The organism is Streptomyces sp. T028 (genome assembly GCF_048159505.1).
GTDB lineage: Bacteria > Actinomycetota > Actinomycetes > Streptomycetales > Streptomycetaceae > Streptomyces.
This window is the reverse complement of sequence record NZ_JBLRVZ010000019.1, coordinates 320,994-342,792: the sequence shown is the minus strand read 5'-3', so window position 1 is coordinate 342,792 and position 21,799 is coordinate 320,994. Positions and strand designations below refer to the sequence as shown.

At 70.0% G+C, this 21,799-nt stretch carries 15 protein-coding genes; 11 read left to right on the top strand and 4 right to left on the bottom strand.

From position 1 onward, the window contains the following. The first annotated feature begins 642 nt into the window (after positions 1–642). The gene (locus ACLZN2_RS20065; RefSeq protein WP_416979898.1) at positions 643–1,824 is read left to right on the top strand and encodes a hypothetical protein; all 1,182 of its coding nucleotides are present in this window, start codon (positions 643–645) and stop codon (positions 1,822–1,824) included. A 98-nt stretch (positions 1,825–1,922) separates the two neighbouring features. Next, on the top strand, positions 1,923–3,305 hold the full coding sequence (locus ACLZN2_RS20060; RefSeq protein WP_416979896.1) for a fructose-specific PTS transporter subunit EIIC: 1,383 nt from the start codon (positions 1,923–1,925) through the stop codon (positions 3,303–3,305). Between the two features lie 105 nt (positions 3,306–3,410). Here the strand turns inward: ACLZN2_RS20060 and ACLZN2_RS20055 are convergent, their stop codons facing one another. Next, entirely contained in the window at positions 3,411–4,379 is a 969-nt protein-coding gene (locus ACLZN2_RS20055) for an alpha/beta hydrolase (RefSeq protein WP_416979894.1), read from the bottom strand. Positions 4,380–4,745: 366 nt separating this feature from the next. Continuing rightward, positions 4,746–5,699 (bottom strand): alpha/beta hydrolase, encoded by a 954-nt coding sequence (locus ACLZN2_RS20050; RefSeq protein ID WP_416979892.1) that lies wholly within the window; start codon positions 5,697–5,699, stop codon positions 4,746–4,748. Between the two features lie 263 nt (positions 5,700–5,962). Here ACLZN2_RS20050 and rhaI point away from each other — a divergent pair, with 263 nt between their 5' ends. The 6 genes from rhaI to ACLZN2_RS20020 all read left to right on the top strand — a co-directional run bounded on the left by rhaI (position 5,963) and on the right by ACLZN2_RS20020 (position 13,688). Beyond that, a complete protein-coding gene (gene rhaI, locus ACLZN2_RS20045; RefSeq protein WP_416979890.1) occupies positions 5,963–7,129 on the top strand; it encodes an L-rhamnose isomerase in 1,167 nt (388 codons plus the stop codon). Positions 7,130–7,183: 54 nt separating this feature from the next. Then, positions 7,184–9,220, top strand: coding sequence for a bifunctional aldolase/short-chain dehydrogenase (locus tag ACLZN2_RS20040; protein WP_416979888.1), 2,037 nt, complete (start codon positions 7,184–7,186; stop codon positions 9,218–9,220). A gap of 169 nt (positions 9,221–9,389) precedes the next feature. Beyond that, positions 9,390–10,880 carry a rhamnulokinase gene (locus tag ACLZN2_RS20035; protein WP_416979922.1) on the top strand — a complete coding sequence of 497 codons (1,491 nt, stop codon included), beginning with the start codon at positions 9,390–9,392 and terminating at the stop codon, positions 10,878–10,880. Next, positions 10,880–11,635, top strand: a complete 756-nt coding sequence (locus ACLZN2_RS20030; protein WP_416979886.1) for a (Fe-S)-binding protein — start codon at positions 10,880–10,882, stop codon at positions 11,633–11,635. The genes ACLZN2_RS20035 and ACLZN2_RS20030 overlap by 1 nt, the downstream gene beginning before the upstream one ends. Continuing rightward, the gene (locus tag ACLZN2_RS20025; protein WP_416979884.1) at positions 11,632–13,059 is read left to right on the top strand and encodes a LutB/LldF family L-lactate oxidation iron-sulfur protein; all 1,428 of its coding nucleotides are present in this window, start codon (positions 11,632–11,634) and stop codon (positions 13,057–13,059) included. The genes ACLZN2_RS20030 and ACLZN2_RS20025 overlap by 4 nt, the downstream gene beginning before the upstream one ends. Beyond that, positions 13,056–13,688 (top strand): LutC/YkgG family protein, encoded by a 633-nt coding sequence (locus ACLZN2_RS20020; protein WP_416979882.1) that lies wholly within the window; start codon positions 13,056–13,058, stop codon positions 13,686–13,688. Before ACLZN2_RS20025 ends, ACLZN2_RS20020 begins: the two co-directional genes overlap by 4 nt. Before the next feature lie 12 nt (positions 13,689–13,700). On the opposite strand, the gene ACLZN2_RS20015 is transcribed toward ACLZN2_RS20020, so the two are convergent. Next, entirely contained in the window at positions 13,701–15,956 is a 2,256-nt protein-coding gene (locus tag ACLZN2_RS20015) for an MMPL family transporter (RefSeq protein ID WP_416979880.1), read from the bottom strand. Between the two features lie 193 nt (positions 15,957–16,149). On the opposite strand from ACLZN2_RS20015, the gene ACLZN2_RS20010 reads away from it, so the two are divergent. The 3 genes from ACLZN2_RS20010 to ACLZN2_RS20000 are packed head-to-tail and all read left to right on the top strand — an operon-like array spanning position 16,150 to position 18,786. Beyond that, on the top strand, positions 16,150–16,878 hold the full coding sequence (locus ACLZN2_RS20010; RefSeq protein ID WP_416979878.1) for a response regulator transcription factor: 729 nt from the start codon (positions 16,150–16,152) through the stop codon (positions 16,876–16,878). Next, positions 16,872–17,927 (top strand): sensor histidine kinase, encoded by a 1,056-nt coding sequence (locus tag ACLZN2_RS20005; RefSeq protein ID WP_416979876.1) that lies wholly within the window; start codon positions 16,872–16,874, stop codon positions 17,925–17,927. Before ACLZN2_RS20010 ends, ACLZN2_RS20005 begins: the two co-directional genes overlap by 7 nt. A gap of 28 nt (positions 17,928–17,955) precedes the next feature. Beyond that, positions 17,956–18,786: an SDR family NAD(P)-dependent oxidoreductase gene (locus ACLZN2_RS20000; protein WP_416979874.1), complete on the top strand. Its 831-nt coding sequence runs from the start codon at positions 17,956–17,958 to the stop codon at positions 18,784–18,786. Here the strand turns inward: ACLZN2_RS20000 and ACLZN2_RS19995 are convergent. After that, positions 18,740–21,559 carry a glycoside hydrolase family 78 protein gene (locus ACLZN2_RS19995; protein WP_416979872.1) on the bottom strand — a complete coding sequence of 940 codons (2,820 nt, stop codon included), beginning with the start codon at positions 21,557–21,559 and terminating at the stop codon, positions 18,740–18,742. The genes ACLZN2_RS20000 and ACLZN2_RS19995 overlap by 47 nt on opposite strands. Positions 21,560–21,799: the final 240 nt, after the last annotated feature.

The window sequence follows — 21,799 nt, the reverse complement described above, 5'->3', positions numbered from 1 at the left end:
AAACTACCCATCCCGCCCGACGGGGGAAGTACCCATTGAGCCGCGGGAACCCTGCGGCGATGCTCCTCACATGAAACACACAGGCGGAGTCCGGAGGCGCGCCAGGCCTGCCTTCGGTCCGCGAGCGCCGACGAGGCGCGGCCACCGCCCTCAGCGGCGGCTCGTCGCGCAGGGCGCACCCCTGAGACGGTTCACCCGTGCCGGACCCCGCTCGGCGTCCGGCTGCGAGTCAGCGATCAACAGGCCCGGCGGATCCCGGACCTCACCGTCCGGGGACACGGACCGACCCGCAAACGTCCTGGGCGATCGCGATCCGATTTCGCGCTGAAATCCGCGGACGAACCCGCCGCCTCCCGCATGTGCGGCCGGTGCACGGCCGCACGGTGCACAGTGCCCGGGTGCGCGACCCCAGGTAACGCCCCGACCGCCCGCAGCGCTTCTTGGGAGCGCTCCCGCAGTTCGGTCAAGCAGGGAACAAATGCGCATGAAAATTCCTCCGATCCGGCCACCCCCTGCGGTGGAGGGTCGGAAATCTCCCGATACGAGACGGCTGACCGAAAGCCTCTTCCCCCTTCGGGAGAAACGACGGATCCCTGGTTCTCCACACGTCCAAAAAGGGGAAAAGTGAGAAGAAACACAAGAATGAAGCGTCTCATCGGAGTGACGCTCGCAAGCCTCATCGCATTCGCATTTCCGATGACGGCCGACGCCACGGCGGCGGCCTCCCCGGAAGTATCGCAGAAGGCACCGAGCCAGACGCAGCTGCAGCAGCTCGACAGGGTCGCCACCGCGCACTCCGCACTCGGCGTCTTCGGCGAGACCGGCACGTCCAACCCTCTGCTGGTGCTGCCCTCCGGGACATCTGCTGCCGAGAAGGCCCAGGTCAAGGCGAAGATCCCAGTCGGCTTGAAGGTCAGGATAAAGATCAGCAAACTCACCAGGAACGAGGTCTCCGGGGTCTTCAAGACCCTCAAGGAGGCCAAGTGGCACAAGGACGCGCGCAAGTACGGCGTCGGCTACGCCTATGACGGCGAGAAGGACAAGGTAGTCGTCAACCTCGAGGCACCCAGGTCCGCGGCCAGTTCCTTGCAGTCACGGTTCCCAAACTCGGTCGAAACGATGCCCGGCCGTTTCACACCGAACAACAACCGGTTCAACGACTACTCCCCCTTCTGGGGTGGAGGTGCGATCAACGGCGGTGGAATGACTTGCACGGCCGGCTTCACCGTCAAGCACAAGGTGGACGGCCAGAAGCAAATGATCACCGCGTCGCACTGTTTCGACTGGAACACAGAGGTCAGGACCCCGACCGGGAATTCGCTCGGCCGTGTCACGCGAATCCACCAGTGGATTGACGCCGAGGCAATCACGGGCAATAACTACACCGGGCGCATCTACACCGGGGGCTATGCCGCGAGCGAATCCAACGCCTGGGTCAGCAACTACACCGACTGGATGTACTGGGGCCGCAAGCTCTGTGTGAGCGGGCAGACCACCTTCAACCACTGTGGTCACCCGATCTCGTACTCCACTTACGGCTTCTGCTACATGTGGTTCGGCAGCTGGCACTGTGTCGACCAGAACGACGCCTTCCTCATGGACCGTGGAGGGACCAACAACCCCTGCTACTGCAACGGAAACTTCACCAAGCCCGGTGACTCGGGCGCGCCCGTCTACGAGCAGGGTGCCTGGGGAGACGCCATCATCGCGGGCATTCACCACGGCGCCGCGTGGAACTACAACGGCGCCGACCGCATGATCAACATCAGGGCGGCCACGATCCTTCGGTCGATGAACGCCGACATGGTGTACGGCGACAGCTGAGCCTGCGTGTCGGCCACGGGGTGGCCCCGGATCACCGCGGGCCACCGCGCGGCATCATCGCTTCAGCCTCTCGTCCCTGTCCGCAGGACAGCAAGCCCATGAAGGACGGCCTCTGGCCCGGGCCCGGTCACGACCAGGCCCGGGTCACCCTCCCTGCGGACACCGTCCCTGTCGCCGAGCGGCCCCGCATCTTTCCGGTCGCTCCCCAGCCGGTCGCCGACGCGAAGCGTCACCACTCCGTCGAACCTCCTGCCGGCCATGACACAGCAGCCGCCCGCAAGGCGCTGCCCCCACGCACCTGGAGTCTCACCATGAAACCCTCCGGCCGCCGAGCCACCACCCCATCGAGCGCCCGCACGGACCACGGTTCCGGCCACAGTGGACATGTCGGCATCCGGATCGGTGGATGGCTCGCCGCCAGCACGCCCTATGTGGCGCCCCTGGCCGCCATCGGCGGGCTGCTGACCGTCCTCGCCTTCGCCATCGGCGGCCCCGACATCACCACGACGATGTCCACGCTCCTGAACGACGGTTCGTGGACGGACCCCGACACCTGGGCCGCGCTGCTGCTGCAGACCGGCGTCAGCGCACTGGCCCTCTTCGCACCGCTCGTCGCCGGGTACGTCGCCTACGGCATGGCCGGACTGCCGGCGCTGGCCCCCGGTGTCATCGGCGGCATGGTCGCCATGAACTTCCAGTCCGGCTATCTCGGCGGTCTGGCCGCCGGCGTGACAGCGGGCACGGTCACCCTGCTTCTCCAGCGGATCACCGTGCCCTCCTCACTACGGAACGCCGCGTCCATGGTGGTCTGCCCGTTCCTCTGCACAGTGGTCACCACGGCGGCGGTCTATGTGGTCGCCGGACCGCAGATCGCCTCCCTCGCACAGTGGCTGAACCACGAACTGCCGCCACTGACCTGGGGAAGCACCGCCGTGTGTGGCATGGTGCTCGGTCTGATGGTCACCTTCGACCTCAGCGGAACCATCAGCAAAACGGCCATCACCTTCGCTGTCGCAGGCATCGAGACCGCGCCGAACAGCCTCAACTTCACCCTCATGGCGACGGTGGTGGCGTCCGCCATGGTCCCGCCACTGGCCCTGTCCCTCGCCACCCTGGTGCGCGGTTCCCTGTTCACTCCGGCCGAGCGGACCTACGGAAAGGGCGCCTGGCTGTTCGGGGCGGCCTTCGTCCCGGAGGGGGCCATCCCGTTCGCGCTGGCCGACCCGTTGCGCGTGATCCCGGCCTCCATGGTGGGCGGCGGCGCCGCCGGCGCCCTGACGATGACCTTCGGCAGTACCCTGACGGTGCCCTACGGCGGCGTCTTCGCCGCAGGGCACCTCGGCGGGCCCTTGCTCTTCCTGGCGGCCGTGGTGGTGGGCGTGCTCGTGACGACAGCCCTCGTGCTCGTCCTCAAGGGTCTGCCACGTACGGCGGCCGGGACAGTCCCCGTCGTCCGCGCGAAGGTCGGGGCGGCACGCTGACCACTTCCACCTTCAGCCCGGCCGAGTGCGGTCCGCACGCGGCCGGGCGAGTCGTCCGCGCGGCCCGGAGCCACTCCCCCGCCGGCGCGGCCCTTCGCCCCGGGCTCAGCCGGCGGTGGCGTGCGACCGCCAGAACGCGACCGCGTCGTCGAGCCAGCCGTCGGCGGGCGTACCGACGCCGAGACCGTATCCATGTCCTCCGGAATCGGTCCTGTGGTAGTCCACCGCGACACCGCTGGCGCGCAGGTCGTCGACAAGACGATCGACCTCGGGCACCGAGATCACCTCGTCGTCCGCGGCGACGGTGACGAAGTACGGCGGAAAGGACGCCGAGCAGGGTCCGAACGGGGTACCCGGATATGCGGTGATGATGGCGGCGGGAGGGTGGAACCCGTGCGCCCTGGCGCCCAGCGGTCCGTCGGTGCCCCAGCTCGACACGAGCCGTCCCCCGGCCGAACTGCCCCAGACCGAGTAGTCGTCCAGGCTGAGACCCCATGCGTCCGCGTGTTCGGCGAGCAGGATCATGGCCCGGGCCATGTCCTCGTTCGCGCGTGCCAACGGCACCGAGACGTCGTCGTTGCCTTCCTTGCCGACGCGGTACTTGAGAACGGCGACGTTGTATCCGAGCGCGTGCAGGGCCTTGGCGTGGGGGAAGGCTTCCTGGATCGAGGCGACCGAGGTGAATCCGCCGCCGGCGGCGACGAACGCGAGCGGTCCGCCCGGGACACCGGGGACGAAGAACAGACCTGCCGCCGCCTTGTCCGGTTCGGCGGCGATCTCGTCCCCGCTGTAGAGGGGACGGAAGATGGTCCTGCCCTGGTTGACCTGGTCGATGAGGAAGTTGAGACCGTCGACCATGGTCTGGGGATCCCAGGCACCCAGGTGCGGTGCAAGTGCCTCGATGGTGAGCGGGCGGGTGATCTCGGCGTACTCGCCGGACTCCCAGGGCACCATGTAGTCGCCGAAGCCCGCGAACGCCGGGTGGTTGACGATGTCCGCGAAGGTCGAGTCGGTCGACAGCTGCGCGAACGAGCGGGCGCTTCCGGTTGGGGGTGCGACGTCAGGGTTGGTCATTGAGGTCCTCCAGGTCGTAGACGCGTCGTACCACACGGCGGGCTCGTGCGATGTGTGGGGTGTCAGAGGTCGTGAGACCCGGCGAACACGGGCCGAGCCGCGGGGGCCATGCCTCGTGAAGAGCCCTTCGTCTGGGCAACGGCTGGTTGCGACATGCCGACACACCCCGTCACGGGCTCCGTGAACAAGGTCTCGGCTGTCCGCCGTTCGCGATGCCTCGCAGCGGGCGGCCGTTCTGCGGCACTCGGCCGGCCGCGCTGTCGGCGGCGGCACCAGGTATGAATGGCACCGCGGTGTCCTTCGAACGCCGGTCGCGGGGGAACCCGAAGTGCCTCGGCTCGCGATCTCAGGCCGGGCGAGCCGCCCTCACAGAACTTCTTCGAGGCTCGCCGGACCGCCCAGCAGAGCCGGCCCGTCGACGAAGCGGCCGTCGGCGACACGCCGCACGAATGCGGCGGTACGGTCCACCGCCTCGGTCGCCTCGGGCAGGAACCCGGTCCCCGCCTGCCACACGTGGAACATCTTCGGCCACACCTGCAGTTCGACCTCCACACCCTCCCGTGCCGCGCGGTCGGCCACCGTCAGCGAGTCGTCGAGGAGGCGCTCGGCGCCGGAGACCTGGAGGAACAACGGCGGCAGACCAGTCATGTCGGCGAGGACGGGACTGACCAGGGGGTCGTCAGCGGAGTGCCCGGCCAGGTAGTCGTCGTGCATGGCCTGGCCGAGCTCGTCCGGCAGCAGCGGGTCGGAGTCCGCGTTGTCGGCCCAGCTCCCCTGGGAGAACCGTTCTTTTCGCAGGTCGAAAACGCCGCCGTAGAGCACTCCGGCGAGGATGCCGGGGTGGTTCTCCGACGAGCGGCTCAGCAGAACCTCGAGCGCGAGGTTGGCGCCCGCGGACTCCCCGGCCACCACAACCCTCGGCGCCAGCGAAGCGGCATGGTCGAACGCGGCCAGGCAGTCGTCGAGTCCCGCCGGGAAGGGGTCCTCGGGAGCCAGCCGGTACTCGGGCAGCAGCACCCGCGCCTTGGTCCCCAATGCCAGGTGCGCCGCGAGCCCGCGTGATCCCCGGGCCAGCCCGGAGCGGAACCCGCCGCCGTGGATGAAGAGGATCACCAGGTCGTCGCGTGCACCGTCCGGAGTCATCAGGTACGAGCCTGCCCGGAGCACCTCGGCGGACTCTTCGACAACGCCCGGCACCGGGCGGTACATGTCCGCGAGGCCGGCTGCCTGCTCGCGCTCCGCCGTGAGATCCATGGGCCCACGCTGGGCCGCGGACTGGTAGAACCAGCCCTTCATCAGGGCATAGGTGGCACTGGGCATGACGGACGGCTCCTTGTCGGCACCCCTGGCGGGGTATCCCTGTCGTCACATCGGTGGTGACGTCGTACAGAAGGGATCGTATCCTTGAATCCCGAATAGGAGTAGGTTTTCATTGCCGGGGGCACGCCGGAACACTCCGGTCGCAAGGCCGACCGAAGGGCGCACGGCCACAAGGGGCTACTTTCACCACAGCAATGAATCGATTCAACATTTCGCAAATCCACCGGTCCCGTTCCGGGGCCGTGTCGCATCCCGAGGTTGACATGCCTGACATCTCTGCAGTGAAGGCCGCACTCACCGGCCAGCGGATCGAGACGCCGTCCTGGGGGTACGGCAACTCCGGCACCCGCTTCAAGGTCTTCGCCCAGACCGGCGTCCCCAGGACGCCCTACGAGAAACTGGACGACGCCTCGCGGGTCCACGCGTTCACGGGAGTGGCGCCCAAGGTGTCACTGCACATCCCCTGGGACAAGGTCGACGACTACGGCGCGCTGGCCAAGTACGCGCAGGAGCGGGGCCTGGGGTTGGGCGCGATCAACTCGAACACCTTCCAGGACGACGACTACAAGCTGGGCAGCGTCTGCCACCCGGACTCGAAAGTACGGCGGAAAGCCGTTGACCACCTGCTGGAGTGTGTCGACATCATGGACGCGACCGGCTCGACCGACCTCAAGCTATGGTTCGCCGACGGCACCAACTACCCGGGCCAGGACGACATCGTGGCCCGGCAGGACCGGCTGGCCGAGGCTCTGGCGGCGGTGTACGAGCGGCTGGGAGACGAGCAGCGGATGCTGCTGGAGTACAAGTTCTTCGAACCCGCTTTCTACACCACGGATGTCCCGGACTGGGGCACGGCGTACGCGCACTGCCTCAAGCTCGGGCCGAAGGCGCAGGTCGTGGTCGACACCGGGCACCACGCGCCCGGGACCAACATCGAGTTCATCGTCGCGACGCTGTTGCGGGAGGGGAAGCTCGGCGCGTTCGACTTCAACTCACGCTTCTACGCCGATGACGACCTGATGGTCGGCTCTGCGGACCCGTTCCAGCTGTTCCGGATCCTGTACGAGGTCTCCCGGAACGGCGGCTTCGAGACCCGGACGAACCTGGCGTTCATGCTCGACCAGTGCCACAACATCGAGGCGAAGATCCCTGCGGTCATCCGGTCGGTCATGAACGTCCAGGAGGCCACGGCCAAGGCTCTGCTGGTCGACCGGGAGGCGCTGCGTGCCGCGCAGCAGGCGGGTGACGTGCTGGAAGCGAACGCGGTACTGATGGACGCCTACAACACCGACGTACGACCGCTCCTCGCCCAAGTCCGCGAGGACGCCGACCTGGACCCCGACCCCGTTGCCGCCTACCGGGCCTCGGGGTGGCAGGAGCAGATCGCCGCCGAACGCGTCGGCGGTACCCAGGCCGGCTGGGGCGCCTGACTTCCCCGCCCCCGCACACCCGCAACGTCCCCTATGCAAGGAAGACACCCGCTCATGGCTATCCATCCTGAAGCCGCTGCCCTGCTCGCCCGGTCTCGTCGGCTCGGTGCTGACCCCCGTAATACGAACTACGCGGGTGGTAATACGTCCGCCAAGGGGACCGACACCGACCCCGTCACCGGGGGTGATGTCGAGCTGATGTGGGTCAAGGGGTCCGGGGGCGACCTGGGAACCCTGACCGAGGGTGGGCTGGCCGTGCTGCGGCTCGACCGGTTGAACGCGCTCAAGGGTGTGTATGGGGTGGAGCGCGAGGACGAGATGGTTGCCGCGTTCGACTACTGCCTGCACGGCAAGGGTGGGGCGGCGCCTTCGATCGACACCGCCATGCACGGGCTGGTCGACGCCACGCACGTGGATCACCTCCACCCCGACTCCGGGATCGCACTGGCCTGTGCCGCCGACGGGGAGACGCTGACCGCCGAGTGCTTCGGGGACAGCGTGGTGTGGGTGCCGTGGCGGCGGCCCGGATTCCAGCTCGGGCTGGACATCGCCGCCGTGAAGGCCGCGAACCCGCAGGCCGTCGGCTGCATCCTTGGCGGACACGGCATCACCGCATGGGGCGACACCGCAGAGGAGTGCGAACGCAACTCGCTGCACATCATCCGTACCGCCGAGGCGTTCCTCGCCGAGCGGGGGAAGGCCGAGCCCTTCGGGCCGGTCATCGAGGGGTACGCCGCCCTCACGCCCGAGGAGCGGCGTGAGCGCGCCGCCGCGCTCGCCCCTTACGTTCGCGCCATCGCCTCACAGGACAAGCCTCAGGTCGGGCACTTCACCGACGCGGACGTCGTGCTCGACTTCGTGTCGCGTGCCGAGCACCCCCGGCTCGCCGCGCTCGGTACCTCCTGCCCCGACCACTTCCTGCGCACCAAGGTCCGGCCGCTCGTCCTCGACCTCCCGGCGTCCGCTCCCCTCGACGAGGCGATCGCGCGACTCAAGGAGCTGCACGCCGGGTACCGCGAGGAGTACGCCGCCTACTACGGACGCAACGCCCTGCCCGACTCCCCCGCGATACGCGGCGCCGACCCGGCGATCGTGCTGATCCCGGGCGTCGGCATGTTCAGCTTCGGCAAGGACAAACAGACCGCGCGGGTCGCGGGCGAGTTCTACGTCAACGCGATCAACGTGATGCGCGGGGCCGAGGCGGTCTCGACGTACGCGCCGATCGAGGAGTCGGAGAAGTTCTGGATCGAGTACTGGGCCCTTGAGGAGGCCAAGCTCCAGCGGATGCCCAAGCCGAAGGCGCTGGCCACGCGGGTCGCGCTGGTGACCGGTGCGGGCAGCGGGATCGGGAAGGCCATCGCCGAGCGGCTGGTCGCCGAGGGGGCGTGTGTCGTCGTCGCCGATCTCAACGCGGAGAACGCCGCCCAGGTGGCACAGGAGCTGGGCGGGCCCGACAAGGCCGTCGCCGTGACCGTCGACGTCACGTCCGAGGAGCAGATCGCCGCGTCCTTCAAGGAGGCGCTGCTGGCCTTCGGCGGTGTGGACCTCGTCGTCAACAACGCGGGCGTCTCCATCTCCAAGCCGCTGCTGGAGACCTCGGCCAGGGACTGGGACCTCCAGCACGACATCATGGCCCGGGGATCGTTCCTGGTGTCGCGGGAAGCGGCCCGGGTGATGATCGCCCAGAAGCTCGGCGGGGACATCGTGTACATCGCCTCGAAGAACGCCGTGTTCGCCGGGCCGAACAACATCGCGTACTCCGCCACCAAGGCCGACCAGGCCCACCAGGTCCGGCTGCTCGCCACCGAACTGGGCGAGCACGGGATCCGCGTCAACGGCGTCAACCCGGACGGTGTGGTGCGGGGCTCGGGCATCTTCGCCGGCGGGTGGGGCGCCCAGCGGGCCGCCACGTACGGCATCGAGGAGAACAAGCTCGGAGAGTTCTACGCCCAGCGGACCATCCTCAAGCGGGAGGTGCTGCCCGAGCACGTGGCGAACGCGGTGTTCGCGCTGACGGGCGGGGAACTCACCCACACCACCGGGCTGCACGTACCGGTCGACGCCGGCGTCGCGGCCGCGTTCCTGCGCTGACGGTCGCCGTCGGCGCCCACGCCGCCACCCCACGCCGACGGTCGGCCCGGGCGGGAGACCTCCACCACCGGACACCTTCACCTTGCCTCGCTCCCCACCCTGTTCGCCCCACTCTCCTTGTCCTCCTCAACCGACCGTGCACACCGCAGAGGTACCCCACGTGAGCACCATCCCGCCGTCCTCCGCCTTCCCCTCCGCGTTCGCTGCCGTCGACCTCGGGGCGACCAGCGGTCGGGTCATCCTCGGCCGGGTCGGACCGGACAACCTCGACCTGACCGAGTCCCACCGGTTCGCCAACACCCCCGTCCAGCTGCCCGACGGACTGCGCTGGGACGTCCTCGCCCTGTTCCAGGGCATGCTCGACGGACTACGCGAGGCCGCCCGCGCCGGCGGCGTCAGCTCCGTCGGGGTGGACAGCTGGGCCGTGGACTACGGACTCCTCGACGCCTTCGGTTCGCCGGTCGGCCACCCCTTCCACTACCGCGACAGCCGCACCGACGGGGTCGCCGAACGCGTCTGGTCCAGGGTCGGGCCCGCGGAGCTGTACGAGATCACCGGCCTGCAGCATCTGCCGTTCAACACCGTCTTCCAGCTCGCCGCCGAAGGAGGAGGTGCGCGACTCGCCTCGGCACGCTCCCTGTTGCTCATTCCGGATCTGTTGATCCACTGGCTGACGGGATCGATCGGGGCGGAGGAGACCAACGCCTCCACGACCGGGCTCTTCGACGCCAGAGCCGGTACCTGGTCCAAGGACCTGCTCGAACGTCTCTCCATCGACCCCAGTCTGCTGCCGCCGCTGCGGGCGCCGGGCGACCCGGCCGGGGTCCTCCTGCCGCACGTCGCCGCCTACACCGGGCTCGACGCGAGCACGCCCGTCACCACCGTCGCCTCGCACGACACCGCGTCCGCGGTCGTCGCCGTGCCGGCCACGGAGCCCGCCTTCGCCTACATCTCGTGCGGCACCTGGTCGCTGGCCGGGCTCGAACTCGACAGCCCGGTCCTGACCTCGGCCTCCCGGGCCGCGAACTTCACCAATGAGCGTGGAGTCGACGGCACCGTCCGCTACCTGCGGAACATCATGGGCATGTGGCTGCTGGAGGAGTGCCGCCGCACATGGACCGGGCAGGGCCTGCCCTCGTACATCCCGAGCCTGCTCGCCGACGCGGGCCGTGCCGAGCCGTTCGCGGCGGTCATCGACCCGGACAGCCCCGAGTTCCTCCCTCCGGGCGACATGCCGAAACGCATCCGGGACTACTGCCGCCGCACGGGCCAACCCATCCCCGGCGATCAGGGAGCTGTGGTCCGCTGCATCCTGGAGAGCCTGGCCCTGGCCCACCGCCGCACACTCCGTCAGGCCGCCGAGCTCGCCGACCGTGACATCACCCATGTCCACCTCGTGGGCGGTGCCTCCCGCAACGACCTGCTCTGTCAGCTCACCGCCGACGCCACCGGCCTTCCCGTGATCGCCGGCCCGACCGAGGCCACCGCGCTGGGTAACATCCTCGTGCAGGCCAGGGCCGCCGGCCTGGTCGGTGACCTGCCCGCGATGCGCCGGCTCGTCGCCGACACCCAGCACCTGCGGCGGTACGCCCCTCGGGGCGACACGGCCGTCTGGGACGCCGCCGAGGCCAGGCTCACGCCCACCGGAAAGGACTCGTGATGCGCGTCGCGCTCTTCGCCACCTGTGTCAACGACGCCGTCTACCCGTCCACCGCCATCGCCACCGTCAAGCTGCTCGAACGACTCGGCGTGGAGGTGGATTTCCCCTCCACACAGACCTGCTGCGGTCAGCCGCAGTTCAACACCGGCTACCGCCGGGAGACCGAGCCGCTGGTCCGCCGCATGGTCCGCGCCTTCGAGGGTTACGACCACGTGGTCACCCCGTCGGGGTCCTGCGCCGCGATGGTGCGGGACAACTACCCGCGCATCGGCGCCAGGGCGGCCGGGGAAGGACGCGGTGGAGAACTCGCCGACGGTGCCGCGTCACTCGTGCCGCGGACATACGAACTGACCGAGTTCCTGGTGGACGTGCTGGGCGTGACCGATGTCGGAGCCTACTTCCCGCACACGGTCACCTACCACCCGTCCTGCCACGGCCTGCGCATCCTGGGGTTGGGCAACCGGCCGCGCAGGCTGCTCCAGGCCGTCAAGGGGCTGGAGCTGCGCGAGCTGCCCGGGTCCGACGAGTGCTGTGGCTTCGGCGGTACGTTCGCGCTCAAGAACTCCGATGTATCGGCGGCGATGGGCGCCGACAAGGTGCGCAGCGCCGAGTCGACGGGCGCGGAGGTGCTGTGCGCCGCCGACAACTCGTGTCTCATGCACATCGGCGGCACCATGACCCGGCTGAGCACCGGGATGCGGCCGGTGCACATCGCGGAGATCCTGGCGAGCACGGAAAAGGAGCCCCTGGCATGAGCGGCGGGACGTTCGTCGGGATGCCGGCCTTCCCCAAGGCGGCCCACGAGGCGGTCAACAACCAGACCCTGCGGGGAAACCTGCGCCACGCCACCCACACCATCCGCGGGAAGCGGGCGAAGGCCGTCGGCGAGATGTCCGACTGGGCCGAGCTGCGGGAGGCCGGCAAGCGGATCAAGGACCACACGCTCCGTCATCTCGACCGGTATCTCGTGCAGTTGGAGGAGTCGGTCACGGCGGCGGGCGGGACCGTGCACTGGGCGGCCGACGCCGAGGAGGCCAACCGGATCGTGGCCGATCTGGTGAAGGCGACCGGTGAGTCCGAGGTCGTCAAGGTCAAGTCCATGGCCACCCAGGAGATCGGGCTCAACGAAGCCCTCGAGGCCGAGGGCATCCGTGCCTACGAGACCGATCTCGCCGAGCTGATCGTGCAGTTGGGCAAGGACCGGCCCTCGCACATCCTCGTCCCAGCCATCCACCGCAACCGGGGCGAGATCCGGGACATCTTCGCGAGGGAGATGGGCGAGTGGGGGCGCGCGGCGCCCGAGGGGCTCACCGACACGCCCGCCGAGCTGGCGGAGGCGGCCCGGCTGCATCTGCGGGAGAAGTTCCTGCGGGCCAAGGTGGGCATCTCCGGCGCCAACTTCATGGTCGCCGAGACGGGCACCCTGGTGGTCGTCGAGTCCGAGGGCAACGGGCGGATGTGCCTGACCCTGCCCGAGACCCTGATCTCCGTCGTGGGCATCGAGAAGATCGTGCCGACCTGGCGGGACCTGGAGGTCTTCCTCCAGACCCTGCCCCGCTCCTCGACCGCCGAGCGCATGAACCCGTACACCTCGACCTGGACCGGCACGACGGACGAGGACGGTCCGCACCACTTCCATCTGGTGCTGCTGGACAACGGCCGCACCGACACCCTCGCCGACGAGGTCGGCCGCCAGGCCCTGCGCTGCATCCGCTGCTCGGCCTGTCTGAACGTCTGCCCGGTCTACGAGCGGGCCGGCGGGCACGCCTACGGCTCCGTCTACCCCGGCCCGATCGGCGCCATCCTCAGTCCCCAACTGCGGGGCACACAGAGCGAGATCGACGCCTCGCTGCCGTACGCCTCCTCGCTGTGCGGCGCCTGCTACGAGGTCTGCCCGGTCGCCATCGACATCCCCGAGGTGCTGGTGCACCTGCGCGAGCGCGTCGCGGATCAGGGCGGGGGCGGACACCGGCTGGAGAAGGCCGCGATCAAGGCCGCAGGTTGGATCCTCGACCGTCCGGCCGTGCTCGCGGCCGGTGAGCGGCTCGCGTCCAGGACCCGCGGAGTGCACCCCAACCGGCTTCCGGGCCCGGGCGCCCGTCAGTGGACCGAGAGCCGCGATCTGCCGAAGATGCCTGCCGAACCGTTCCGCGACTGGTGGAGGAAGAACCGCTCATGACCACCTCCCGTGACCGAGTCCTGGCTCGGGTACGACGCGCGCTCGCCGACGCGCCCGATGTCCCCGAGGTATCCCGCGACTACCTCGTCAGCCATACTCCGGACGCGCCCGCCGCGATCCTCGACCTCCTGCACGAGAACCTCGCCGACTACCGGGCCGTGGTCCACCGCAGCGCGGAGGACCAACTCCCGGCCCTGATCGGTCGCCTGCTCGCCAAGGACGGGGTCGGCAGCGTCGCCGTCCCACCGGGGCTGCCCGCCGCGTGGCTGACGGACACCGACGCCGAACAGTGTCCCGACGACGGTGCGTTGTCCCCGTACGAACTCGACGGCATCGACGCCGTGGTCACCAGTTGTGCACTGGCCATCGCCGAGACCGGGACCATCGTCCTGGACGGCGGTCCCGGTCAGGGCCGCCGTGCCCTGACCCTCGTCCCCGACCTCCATGTGTGCGTCGTCCGCGCGGCCGACCAGGTCGTGGCGTCCGTGCCCCAGGCACTGCCCCGTCTCGACCCCACCCGCCCGCTGACATGGATCTCCGGACCTTCCGCGACCAGCGACATCGAACTCCACCGGGTCGAAGGCGTACACGGCCCACGAACCCTGCAAGTGATCATCGTGACCGGCTGAGCGGGGCGGCGGCTACGCGTCGCCTCCGCCGGTGCGGACCGTGATGCGCTCCGCACCTGCCTGTCGCGGCAGCGTGGCCGGAGTCGAGCCCCCACCGGTCATCCCGCGGGTCAGTCGCTCCCCCTCGATGTCCACGTCGGGCAGGACGCGGTTCAGGAACCTCGGCAGCCACCACGCCCGGTCGCCGAGAACGGCCATCACCGCCGGTACGAGCGTCATCCGGACGACGAACGCGTCGAGCAGCACCCCGACACCGAGGGCGAATCCCATCCCCTTGATGACCTGCATGTCGGCGAGGACGAAGGAGCCGAAGACGGCGATCATGATCAGGGCGGCGGCGGTGACGACCTTGGAGCCGTGCCCGAAGCCCCGGATCATGGCGTCGGTCGCCGGTCGCCCGTGGGCGTACTCCTCACGCATCCGCGAGACGAGGAACACCTCGTAGTCCATCGCCAGGCCGAAGAGGATCCCGACGAGGAGCATCGGCAGGAAGCTCAGGACCGGTCCGGTCTCCTTGATCCCGAGGAGACCGGAGAGCCAGCCCCACTGGAAGACTGCGACCAGCGCGCCCAGGGAGGCACCCAGCGACAGCAGGAAGCCCAGGGCCGCCTTCAGCGGTACCGCAATCGCGCGGAAGACCACGATCAGCAGGACGAGGGCCAGGCCCATCACCAGCAGGCAGTACACGGGCAGGGCGGCGGAGAGTTTGTCCGCCACGTCGATGTTGACCGCGGTGGTGCCGGTGACGTCGATTGCCGTGTCGGTGCGGTCCTCGACGGCGTCGCGAGCATGCCGGATCTCGGCCAGGACCCGCTGGGTGGCCTCCGTCTCGGGGCCGCTGGACGGGGTGACGCTGATCAGGGCCGCGTCTCCCGACTTCGCGGGCACCACGGGGGACACGGCGGCCACACCCGGCAGCCCCTTCACGGTCAAGGTGACTTCCTCTGCCGCGGACGCCACCGCCTTCTTCCCGCCTTGGACGAGGACGACCAGGGTGCCGCTGTAACCGGGACCGAAGCCGTCGTCGACGAGCTTCTGGGCGCGGGCCGAGGAGGTGTCGGCGTCCTGTGTGCCGCCGAGCCCGAGCCGCAGGTCGGCCGCCGGAACGGCGAGGATTCCCAGGCCGAGCAGGGACACGACGAGGACGGTCCAGCGGCGCCGCGCCACCAGGCCGGCCCAGCGCACACCCGTGGCGGGGCGGTCCTTCCGAAGGGCGGCGCGTTCGGTGGAGCGCCTCAGCACCGGCACCGAACTGGTGGCGATCCTCCGGCCGATCAGGCCGAGCACGGCGGGGAGCAGGGTGACGGCGATCAGTACGGAGACCACCACGGTTGCCGCGGCGCCGAGGCCCATCACCGTGAGGAACGGGATGTGGACCACGGAAAGCGCGGCCAGCGCGATCACGACCGTGGCGCCCGCGAACACGACCGCGCCGCCCGCCGTGGCGGTCGCGAGCCCCGCGGACTCCTCGGGATCCATGCCGCCCCGGACCTGCGTCTGGTGGCGGGAGACGATGAAGAGGGCGTAGTCGATGCCCACGGCGAGCCCGAGCATCACGGCGAGGATGATCGACGTGCTGTCCATCGTGACGACGCTCGTCAGGGACATCAGGCCCAGGACGCCGACGGCCACACCGACGAGCGCGGTGGCCACCGGGACGACCGCGGCGCGCAGGGAGCGGAAGAACAAGACCAGCACACCGAGGGCGATCAGCACGCCCACCGCTTCCCCGGGCCCCATCACCTCGACCTTGGCCTGGGAGAACGCGTCACCGCCGAGTTCCACGGTCAGCCCGGCCCGGCGGGCACCCGATGCGGCCATCTCGACGCCCGCCTTGGTGGCCTCGGGCAGGGTGTCGCCCTTCTTGGCGGAGAAGGTCAGCTGGGCGATGCCCGTCCTGCCGTCGGCCGACACCGTTCCCGCCTTCACGTCCGGGGCGGTGGCCGCTGTCACGCCCGGGACGTCGGCGATCCGGTCGACGGTCCGGCGCACGGTCTTCGCGCTGTCCCCAGTGATGACGGCCGCGCCGTGCGGCGTCCGGAACACGATCTTCCCGGTCGTGTGCCGGTCGTCCGTGGGGAACTTGGACCGCACCACGTCGAGTGTGCGCTGGGCCTCGGTGCCCGGAATGGTGGTGGCGGAGGCGAACGGCCTCATCAGACCGAGCGCGGCCACGACCGCCATGAGAAGGAGGACGGACCATGCGCCGATGACGGACCATTTACGCCGGTAGGCGAAACGGCCCAGGCGGTACAGAAGCGTGGACACGCGAGAACTCCCGGATGCCAGGAACGGAGAAGGGATCTGTGTGATCCACGCTAGGAACGCGGCGCCCGCTTCCCCGCCGATACGGCCTCCGAGAGCCGGTCTTCACACACAACTCCCATGAACGGAGGCACGGCGATCCGACATGATCGAACAACACCACGGGGTGCGGTGCGCGCGACGGGAGACAAGCGACATGAGTGACCGGACGTCCACTGACGACGCCGCGTCGCCGCCGCGACTCGGACGGCTTCTGCTGGTCGACGACGAGCCGGCGATCCTGGACTCCGTCGGGCGGTTCCTGCGGTTCATCGGGTACGACGTCCGCACCGCCGCCACGGCGAAGGAGGCCCTGACGGCCGCGCGGGACTTCCTGCCCGAACTGATCCTGCTCGACGTGATGCTGCCGGACGGCGACGGTTTCGAGGTGATGCGGCGCCTGCGCGCGGACGGTCTGCCGCACGCCGTCGTCTTCCTCACCGCCCGGGACACCCGGCAGGACCTGGTCAGGGGCCTCACGGCAGGCGGTGACGACTACATCACGAAGCCCTTCGGCCTGGACGAGGTGGCCGCCCGGATCGGTGCCGTGCTGCGCCGTACCCGGCGTACCGGCCGAGAGGACCCGGTCCTGCGGGTGGCGGACCTGGAACTGGACCAGGCCACGTACACCGTGCGGCGCGCCGGGGCCGCCATCGACCTGTCCCCCACGGAGTTCCGGCTGCTGCGCTACCTGATGCTGCACAGCGGACGGGTGGTCCCTCGTGCCCAGCTCCTCGAGCACGTCTGGTCGTACGACTTCAACGGAGATGACACCGTGGTCGCCACCTACGTCAGTTATCTGCGCCGCAAGCTCGACCCGCTGGGCCCCCCGCTGATCCACACGCAGCGCGGCGTCGGCTACAGCGTCCGGGAGCCGGGGTGCTGAACCGTATCCGGCGGTGGCCGCTGCGGACCCGGCTCGGCACGCTCGTCACCGCCCTGTGCGCGTGTGCCATGGCCGCAACCGCGTTCGCCTGGGTCGTCAGCGGGGACGCGGCCGTCATCGTGACCGTCGAACTGGCCGGGCTGACCGGCGTGGCAGTGGTCAGCACCGCGGTGGTGCGCCGCGAACTGCGCCCCCTGGAGCGGGCCGCGGACACCGCCGACGCGATCGCGGCCGGCGGTTTCGGCCACCGGCTCACCGTGGCCGCCACGGACCCGACCACCGAGGTCGGCCGGCTCACCGAGGCGCTGAACGGCATGCTCGAACAGATCCAGGCCGCCCTCAGCGCACGCGAGCGGTCGGAAGAGCGGATGCGCCAGTTCGTGGCCGACGCCTCGCACGAGCTGCGCACCCCGCTGCAGTCCCTGCGCGGCTACGCCGAGCTCTACCAGCGGGGCGCGCTGCCGGACACGGCCGCGGTCGACGAGGCCGTGGAACGCATGCTGTCCGAGATCCACCGGATGACACGGCTGGTCGAGTCCCTGCTGACGCTGGCCCGGTTCGACGTGGAGGACGCGGCGGACCTGGAGCCGGTCAACCTCAGCCGGATCGCCCACGACTCCTGCCGTGACGCCGCCGCGGTGGAACCAGAACGTCCGTTCCGGTTGGCCATCGAGGCCGAAGTGGTCGTCCTCGGCGACGAGGCACAACTGCGGAGCCTGCTGGCCAACCTCCTCGGCAACGTCCGTATGCACACGCCCGCCGACACGCCCTGTCGCGTCGAGGTGCGTACGACGGGAGACGAGGTACTGCTCCGGGTGGAGGACGAGGGACCGGGCATCCCCGAGGACGCCGTCGCCCACGTCTTCGACCGCTTCTACCGTGCCGACAAGGGGCGCAGCCGCACCCGCGGGGGCAGCGGGCTCGGTCTGGCCATCGTCGCCGCCGTGTCGGAACTGCACGGCGGCCGGATCCACCTCGACAGCGGCCCCGGCCGCGGCACCCGGCTGGATGTCGTGCTGCCCCTCGTCGATGACCGACACTTCCCGTGAACGCCATCCCTGCGAACAAAGGAACACCATGGCCAGGATCACGGACAGGACGGTCCTGATCGTCGGGGCCTCGTCGGGAATCGGCGCGGAAGTGGCGCGCCTGCTCGCCCCCGGCGGGAACCGGTTCGTCCTCACGGCACGGCGCGCCACCGAACTCGCCGCGGTGGCGGATGAGGTGCGTGCGGCGGGCAGCGCCTGTCTGGACCTCCCCGCCGACGCCCTGGACCCTCGGGCGGCCGCCGAAGTGGTGAAGGCAGCGGTCGCGGAGTTCGGCGCCGTCGACGTCGCGCTGCTCAACGCCGGCCAGGGCCCGGACATGCCGATGGACCAGGTGTCCGTTGCCGACGTCTCGCGGATCATGGCACTCAACTACGACGTGGTGGTCAACTACCTCGTCCCGCTGGTCGGGCAGATGGGAGGCCAGCCGGCCGGAGGCCTGATCGCGCACACCAACTCGCTGGCGGGTCTGATGGGCCTTCCCCGTCAGGGTCCGTACTCGGCGGCGAAGGCAGCCGCGCGCACGCTCCTCGACGCGGCGCGGGTCGAACTGGAGCCCCGGGGCATCCGGTTCACCTCGATCCACCCCGGCTTCGTCGCCACCGACCGGATCAGTGGGGACGGCTTGCCCAAGCCGTTCCAGATCAGCCAGGAGCGAGCGGCACGACACGTCGTACGGGCCCTGGAGAGGGAACCGGTGCAGGCCTGCTTCCCGTGGCCCACAGCGGCGTTGGTACGCACGCTGCGAGCTCTGCCCACGCCGGTGTCCGCGCTCCTGCTCAGGAGGTTGGCCTCCGGCCAGGAACGCGGCGCCGTCAGGCGTGTCCCTCCAGTTCGGCGAACTTCGCCTCCAGGTCGCTGAGGAACTTCTCGCTGTTCGGGATCATTCCCGCGATCGTCCGGACCGTGGTGCCGGCGGGGGCGGGCCCCGATCCGCCCTCGATGAACTCGGCCGCCTCCGGGATGTAGGAGATCAGCAGGTCCTTGAAGACACGGGCGGCCTCCTCGCGGTCCATCAGGGCGTCGATGTCCATGTCCACCGACAGCGGGGGCAGTTCGGCCGCCTCGGAATCGAGCGTCACCGTCCAGCTGTAGCGGCCCGATCCGACCCCGACGATCTCGTCGCCGTCCGGCAGGAGGACCTCGGCGGTGGTGTTGGGCGGCACGAGCGCTTCGACGGTCAGTTCCGTCCCGGTCAGGGTCCAGGAGACCGCGGCCTCACCGTACGGGGTGCGCAGCTTCGCGCCCGCGTGGGTGAGGTCGCCGCCCGGGCGGGGCTGGATGCGCAGGCGCCGGTAGCCGGGGGCGGCGGGGGCCAGGCCGGCGACGGTGCGATGCAGCCAGTCGGCGACGGCGCCGAGGGCGTAGTGGTTGAAGGAGGTCATCCCGCTGGGGTTGACCGTACCGTCGGGCAGCAGGCTGTCCCAGCGCTCCCAGATCGTGGTCGCGCCCATGGTGACGGGATACAGCCAGGACGGGCACTCCTTCTGCAGGAGCAGGCGGTACGCGGTGTCCGTGTGGCCGGTGCGGGTCAGGGCGTCGCAGATCAGCGGGGTGCCGACGAAGCCCGTGGCGATCTTGTGGCCGTGGCCGCGGACCAGCTTCGCGAGCCGCTCGCCGACGCGGGCGCGCTGGGCCTCGGAGTCCAGCAGCTCGAAGCAGATCGCCAGGGCGTATGCGGTCGGCGCGTCGGACATCATCCGGCCCGCGCCGGTGACGTACTCCCGCTGGAACGCCGTCCTCACCTCGCCGGCCAGGGCGCGGTAGCGTTCGGCGTCCGCGGTGTGGCCCAGGATCCCGGCGGTGCGGGCGAGGAGTTCGGCGGAGCGGGCGAAGTACGCCGTGGCGACCAGCTCGCCCGGGGTCGCGGCGCCGTCGGGCCGCCCGGCGGGGGCCGTCGGGTCGAGCCAGTCACCGAACTGGAAGCCGCTGTCCCACAGCCGGCTGTCACCGGCGAGCGAGGCCACGTGCTCCACCCAGGCCCGCATCGAGCCGTACTGGGCGGCCAGCACACCGGTGTCGCCATAGCGCTCGTGGAGCACCCAGGGCACGAACACGGCCGCGTCGCCCCAGGCCGCGGTGGGGGTGTCGGCACCGGCCACCCCCACTCGGGGCACCACGAACGGCACCACGCCGTCCGCGCCCTGCTCGACGGCGAGATCGGCGAGCCACGAGCCGAGGAAGCCGGCGCTGTCGTACAGGTACGAGGCGGTCGGCGAGAAGACCTGGATGTCGCCGGTCCAGCCCAGCCGCTCGTCACGCTGCGGACAGTCGGTCGGAACGTCCAGGAAGTTGCCCCGCATGCCCCACACCACGTTCTCGTGCAGGCGGTCGACGAGCTCGTCGGAGCACTCGAACGATCCCGTGCGCTCCAGATCCGAGTGCACCACCACGGCGCGTACCGCCGAGGGATCGAAGCCGTCCGGCTGTCCCGTGATCTCGGCGTACCGGAAGCCGTGGAAGGTGAAACGGGGTTCGAAGACCTCCTCGCCCTCCCCGCGCAGGACGTAGCTGTCGGTCGCGGCTGCCGTGCGCAGCGGTCTGGTGCACAGTTCCCCGTCCTCCAGAATCTCCGCGTGCCGCAGGGTGACACGGGTGCCGCCCTCTCCGGTCACGGTCAGCCGCAACCGGCCCACGAGGTTCTGGCCGAAGTCGAGGAGCGTCCTGCCGGCGGGGGTGGACGTCACGGAGACCGGGGCGATCTCCTCGATCCGGCGCACCGGAGGGCCGTCGGGCGCCACGAGGGTGCCGAGGTCGCGTTCCAGGACGCGCACCCCGCCCCAGCCGGACTCGTCATGGCCGGGCCGCGACCAGCCGGAGCGCTCCAGCCGGGCGTCGTACACCTCGCCGTCGTAGATGCTGGAGGAGAGGAGCGGACCGGTCGCCGCGCGCCAGGACCCGTCGGTCGTGACCCGCTCGGTCGTACCGTCGGCGTACTCCACCTCCAGCTGGGCCAGCAGGGCGAGGCGGTCGCCGTAGACCGCCCGGGTCTTGCCGTCGAAGCCGATGCGGCCCCGGAACCACCCGTCGCCCAGGACCGCGCCGATCGCGTTGCGACCCGGCCGGAGCAGGTCGGTGACGTCGTGGGTCTGGTAGCGCAGGCGCTTGTCGTACGCCGTCCAGCCCGGGGCGAGAACCTCCTCGCCCACCGTGGTGCCGTTGATCTCCGCCTCGTACACGCCGAGCGCGGTGGCGTACAGGCGTGCCCTGCGCACGGGGCCGCGCAGCTCGAACTCGCGGCGCAGGTACGGTGAAGGCTGGTCCGCCTGCGGGTCCTCGTCCCAGTCCGGTGTGACGAAGACGGCCGACCAGTCGCCCGGAGCGAGCAGCCCGGCCTCGACCGGCGCCGAACCGCTCCACTGGGAGACCTCGCCGTCGGAGCCGGTGACGCGGACCCGGACGGCGGCCCTGCCGCGCGCCGGGAGCGGGTCGAACGGCCAGGGCACGAGCACGGAGTCGGCCGACTCGACCCGCGCCGTGACGGCGGGATCGTCGCCGTCGGGCACGCTCAGCTCGATCTCGTACGCCGTCTGGGTCCAGTCCGGGACCTCGGTGAGCGTGGTCCACGACAGCCGGGGGCGTCCGGTTCCGAGACCGAGCGCATCACGCACGTGCTCGAACCGGACGTCGCTCACGACACCCGTCCGGTCAAGGGCTACCTGACTCACAGTGGTCCTCACTCTCGTGCCTGGCACGACCGCGTGCCTGTATACAACGTAAGCCGCCGCATTGAATCGATTCAAGACTCGCGGGCGAGGACAGGCCGCCCGACAGGGGTGGCCATAAAGATCCAGACAGCGACTCAAAAAGTTATGGACGAAACCCTAGCCATGAATCCCGAACGTAGCTAGGTTTCCGCCATGTGAACTTCTCGT

Excerpts from the sequence above, each read along its gene's own strand:
- ACLZN2_RS20065 (WP_416979898.1), top strand. The coding sequence starts at position 643 with ATGAAGCGTCTCATCGGAGTGACGCTCGCAAGCCTCATCGCATTCGCA.
- ACLZN2_RS20060 (WP_416979896.1), top strand. The coding sequence starts at position 1,923 with ATGAAGGACGGCCTCTGGCCCGGGCCCGGTCACGACCAGGCCCGGGTC.
- ACLZN2_RS20055 (WP_416979894.1), bottom strand. The coding sequence starts at position 4,379 with ATGACCAACCCTGACGTCGCACCCCCAACCGGAAGCGCCCGCTCGTTC.
- ACLZN2_RS20050 (WP_416979892.1), bottom strand. The coding sequence starts at position 5,699 with ATGCCCAGTGCCACCTATGCCCTGATGAAGGGCTGGTTCTACCAGTCC.
- rhaI (WP_416979890.1), top strand. The coding sequence starts at position 5,963 with ATGCCTGACATCTCTGCAGTGAAGGCCGCACTCACCGGCCAGCGGATC.
- ACLZN2_RS20040 (WP_416979888.1), top strand. The coding sequence starts at position 7,184 with ATGGCTATCCATCCTGAAGCCGCTGCCCTGCTCGCCCGGTCTCGTCGG.
- ACLZN2_RS20030 (WP_416979886.1), top strand. The coding sequence starts at position 10,880 with ATGCGCGTCGCGCTCTTCGCCACCTGTGTCAACGACGCCGTCTACCCG.
- ACLZN2_RS20025 (WP_416979884.1), top strand. The coding sequence starts at position 11,632 with ATGAGCGGCGGGACGTTCGTCGGGATGCCGGCCTTCCCCAAGGCGGCC.
- ACLZN2_RS20020 (WP_416979882.1), top strand. The coding sequence starts at position 13,056 with ATGACCACCTCCCGTGACCGAGTCCTGGCTCGGGTACGACGCGCGCTC.
- ACLZN2_RS20010 (WP_416979878.1), top strand. The coding sequence starts at position 16,150 with ATGAGTGACCGGACGTCCACTGACGACGCCGCGTCGCCGCCGCGACTC.
- ACLZN2_RS20000 (WP_416979874.1), top strand. The coding sequence starts at position 17,956 with ATGGCCAGGATCACGGACAGGACGGTCCTGATCGTCGGGGCCTCGTCG.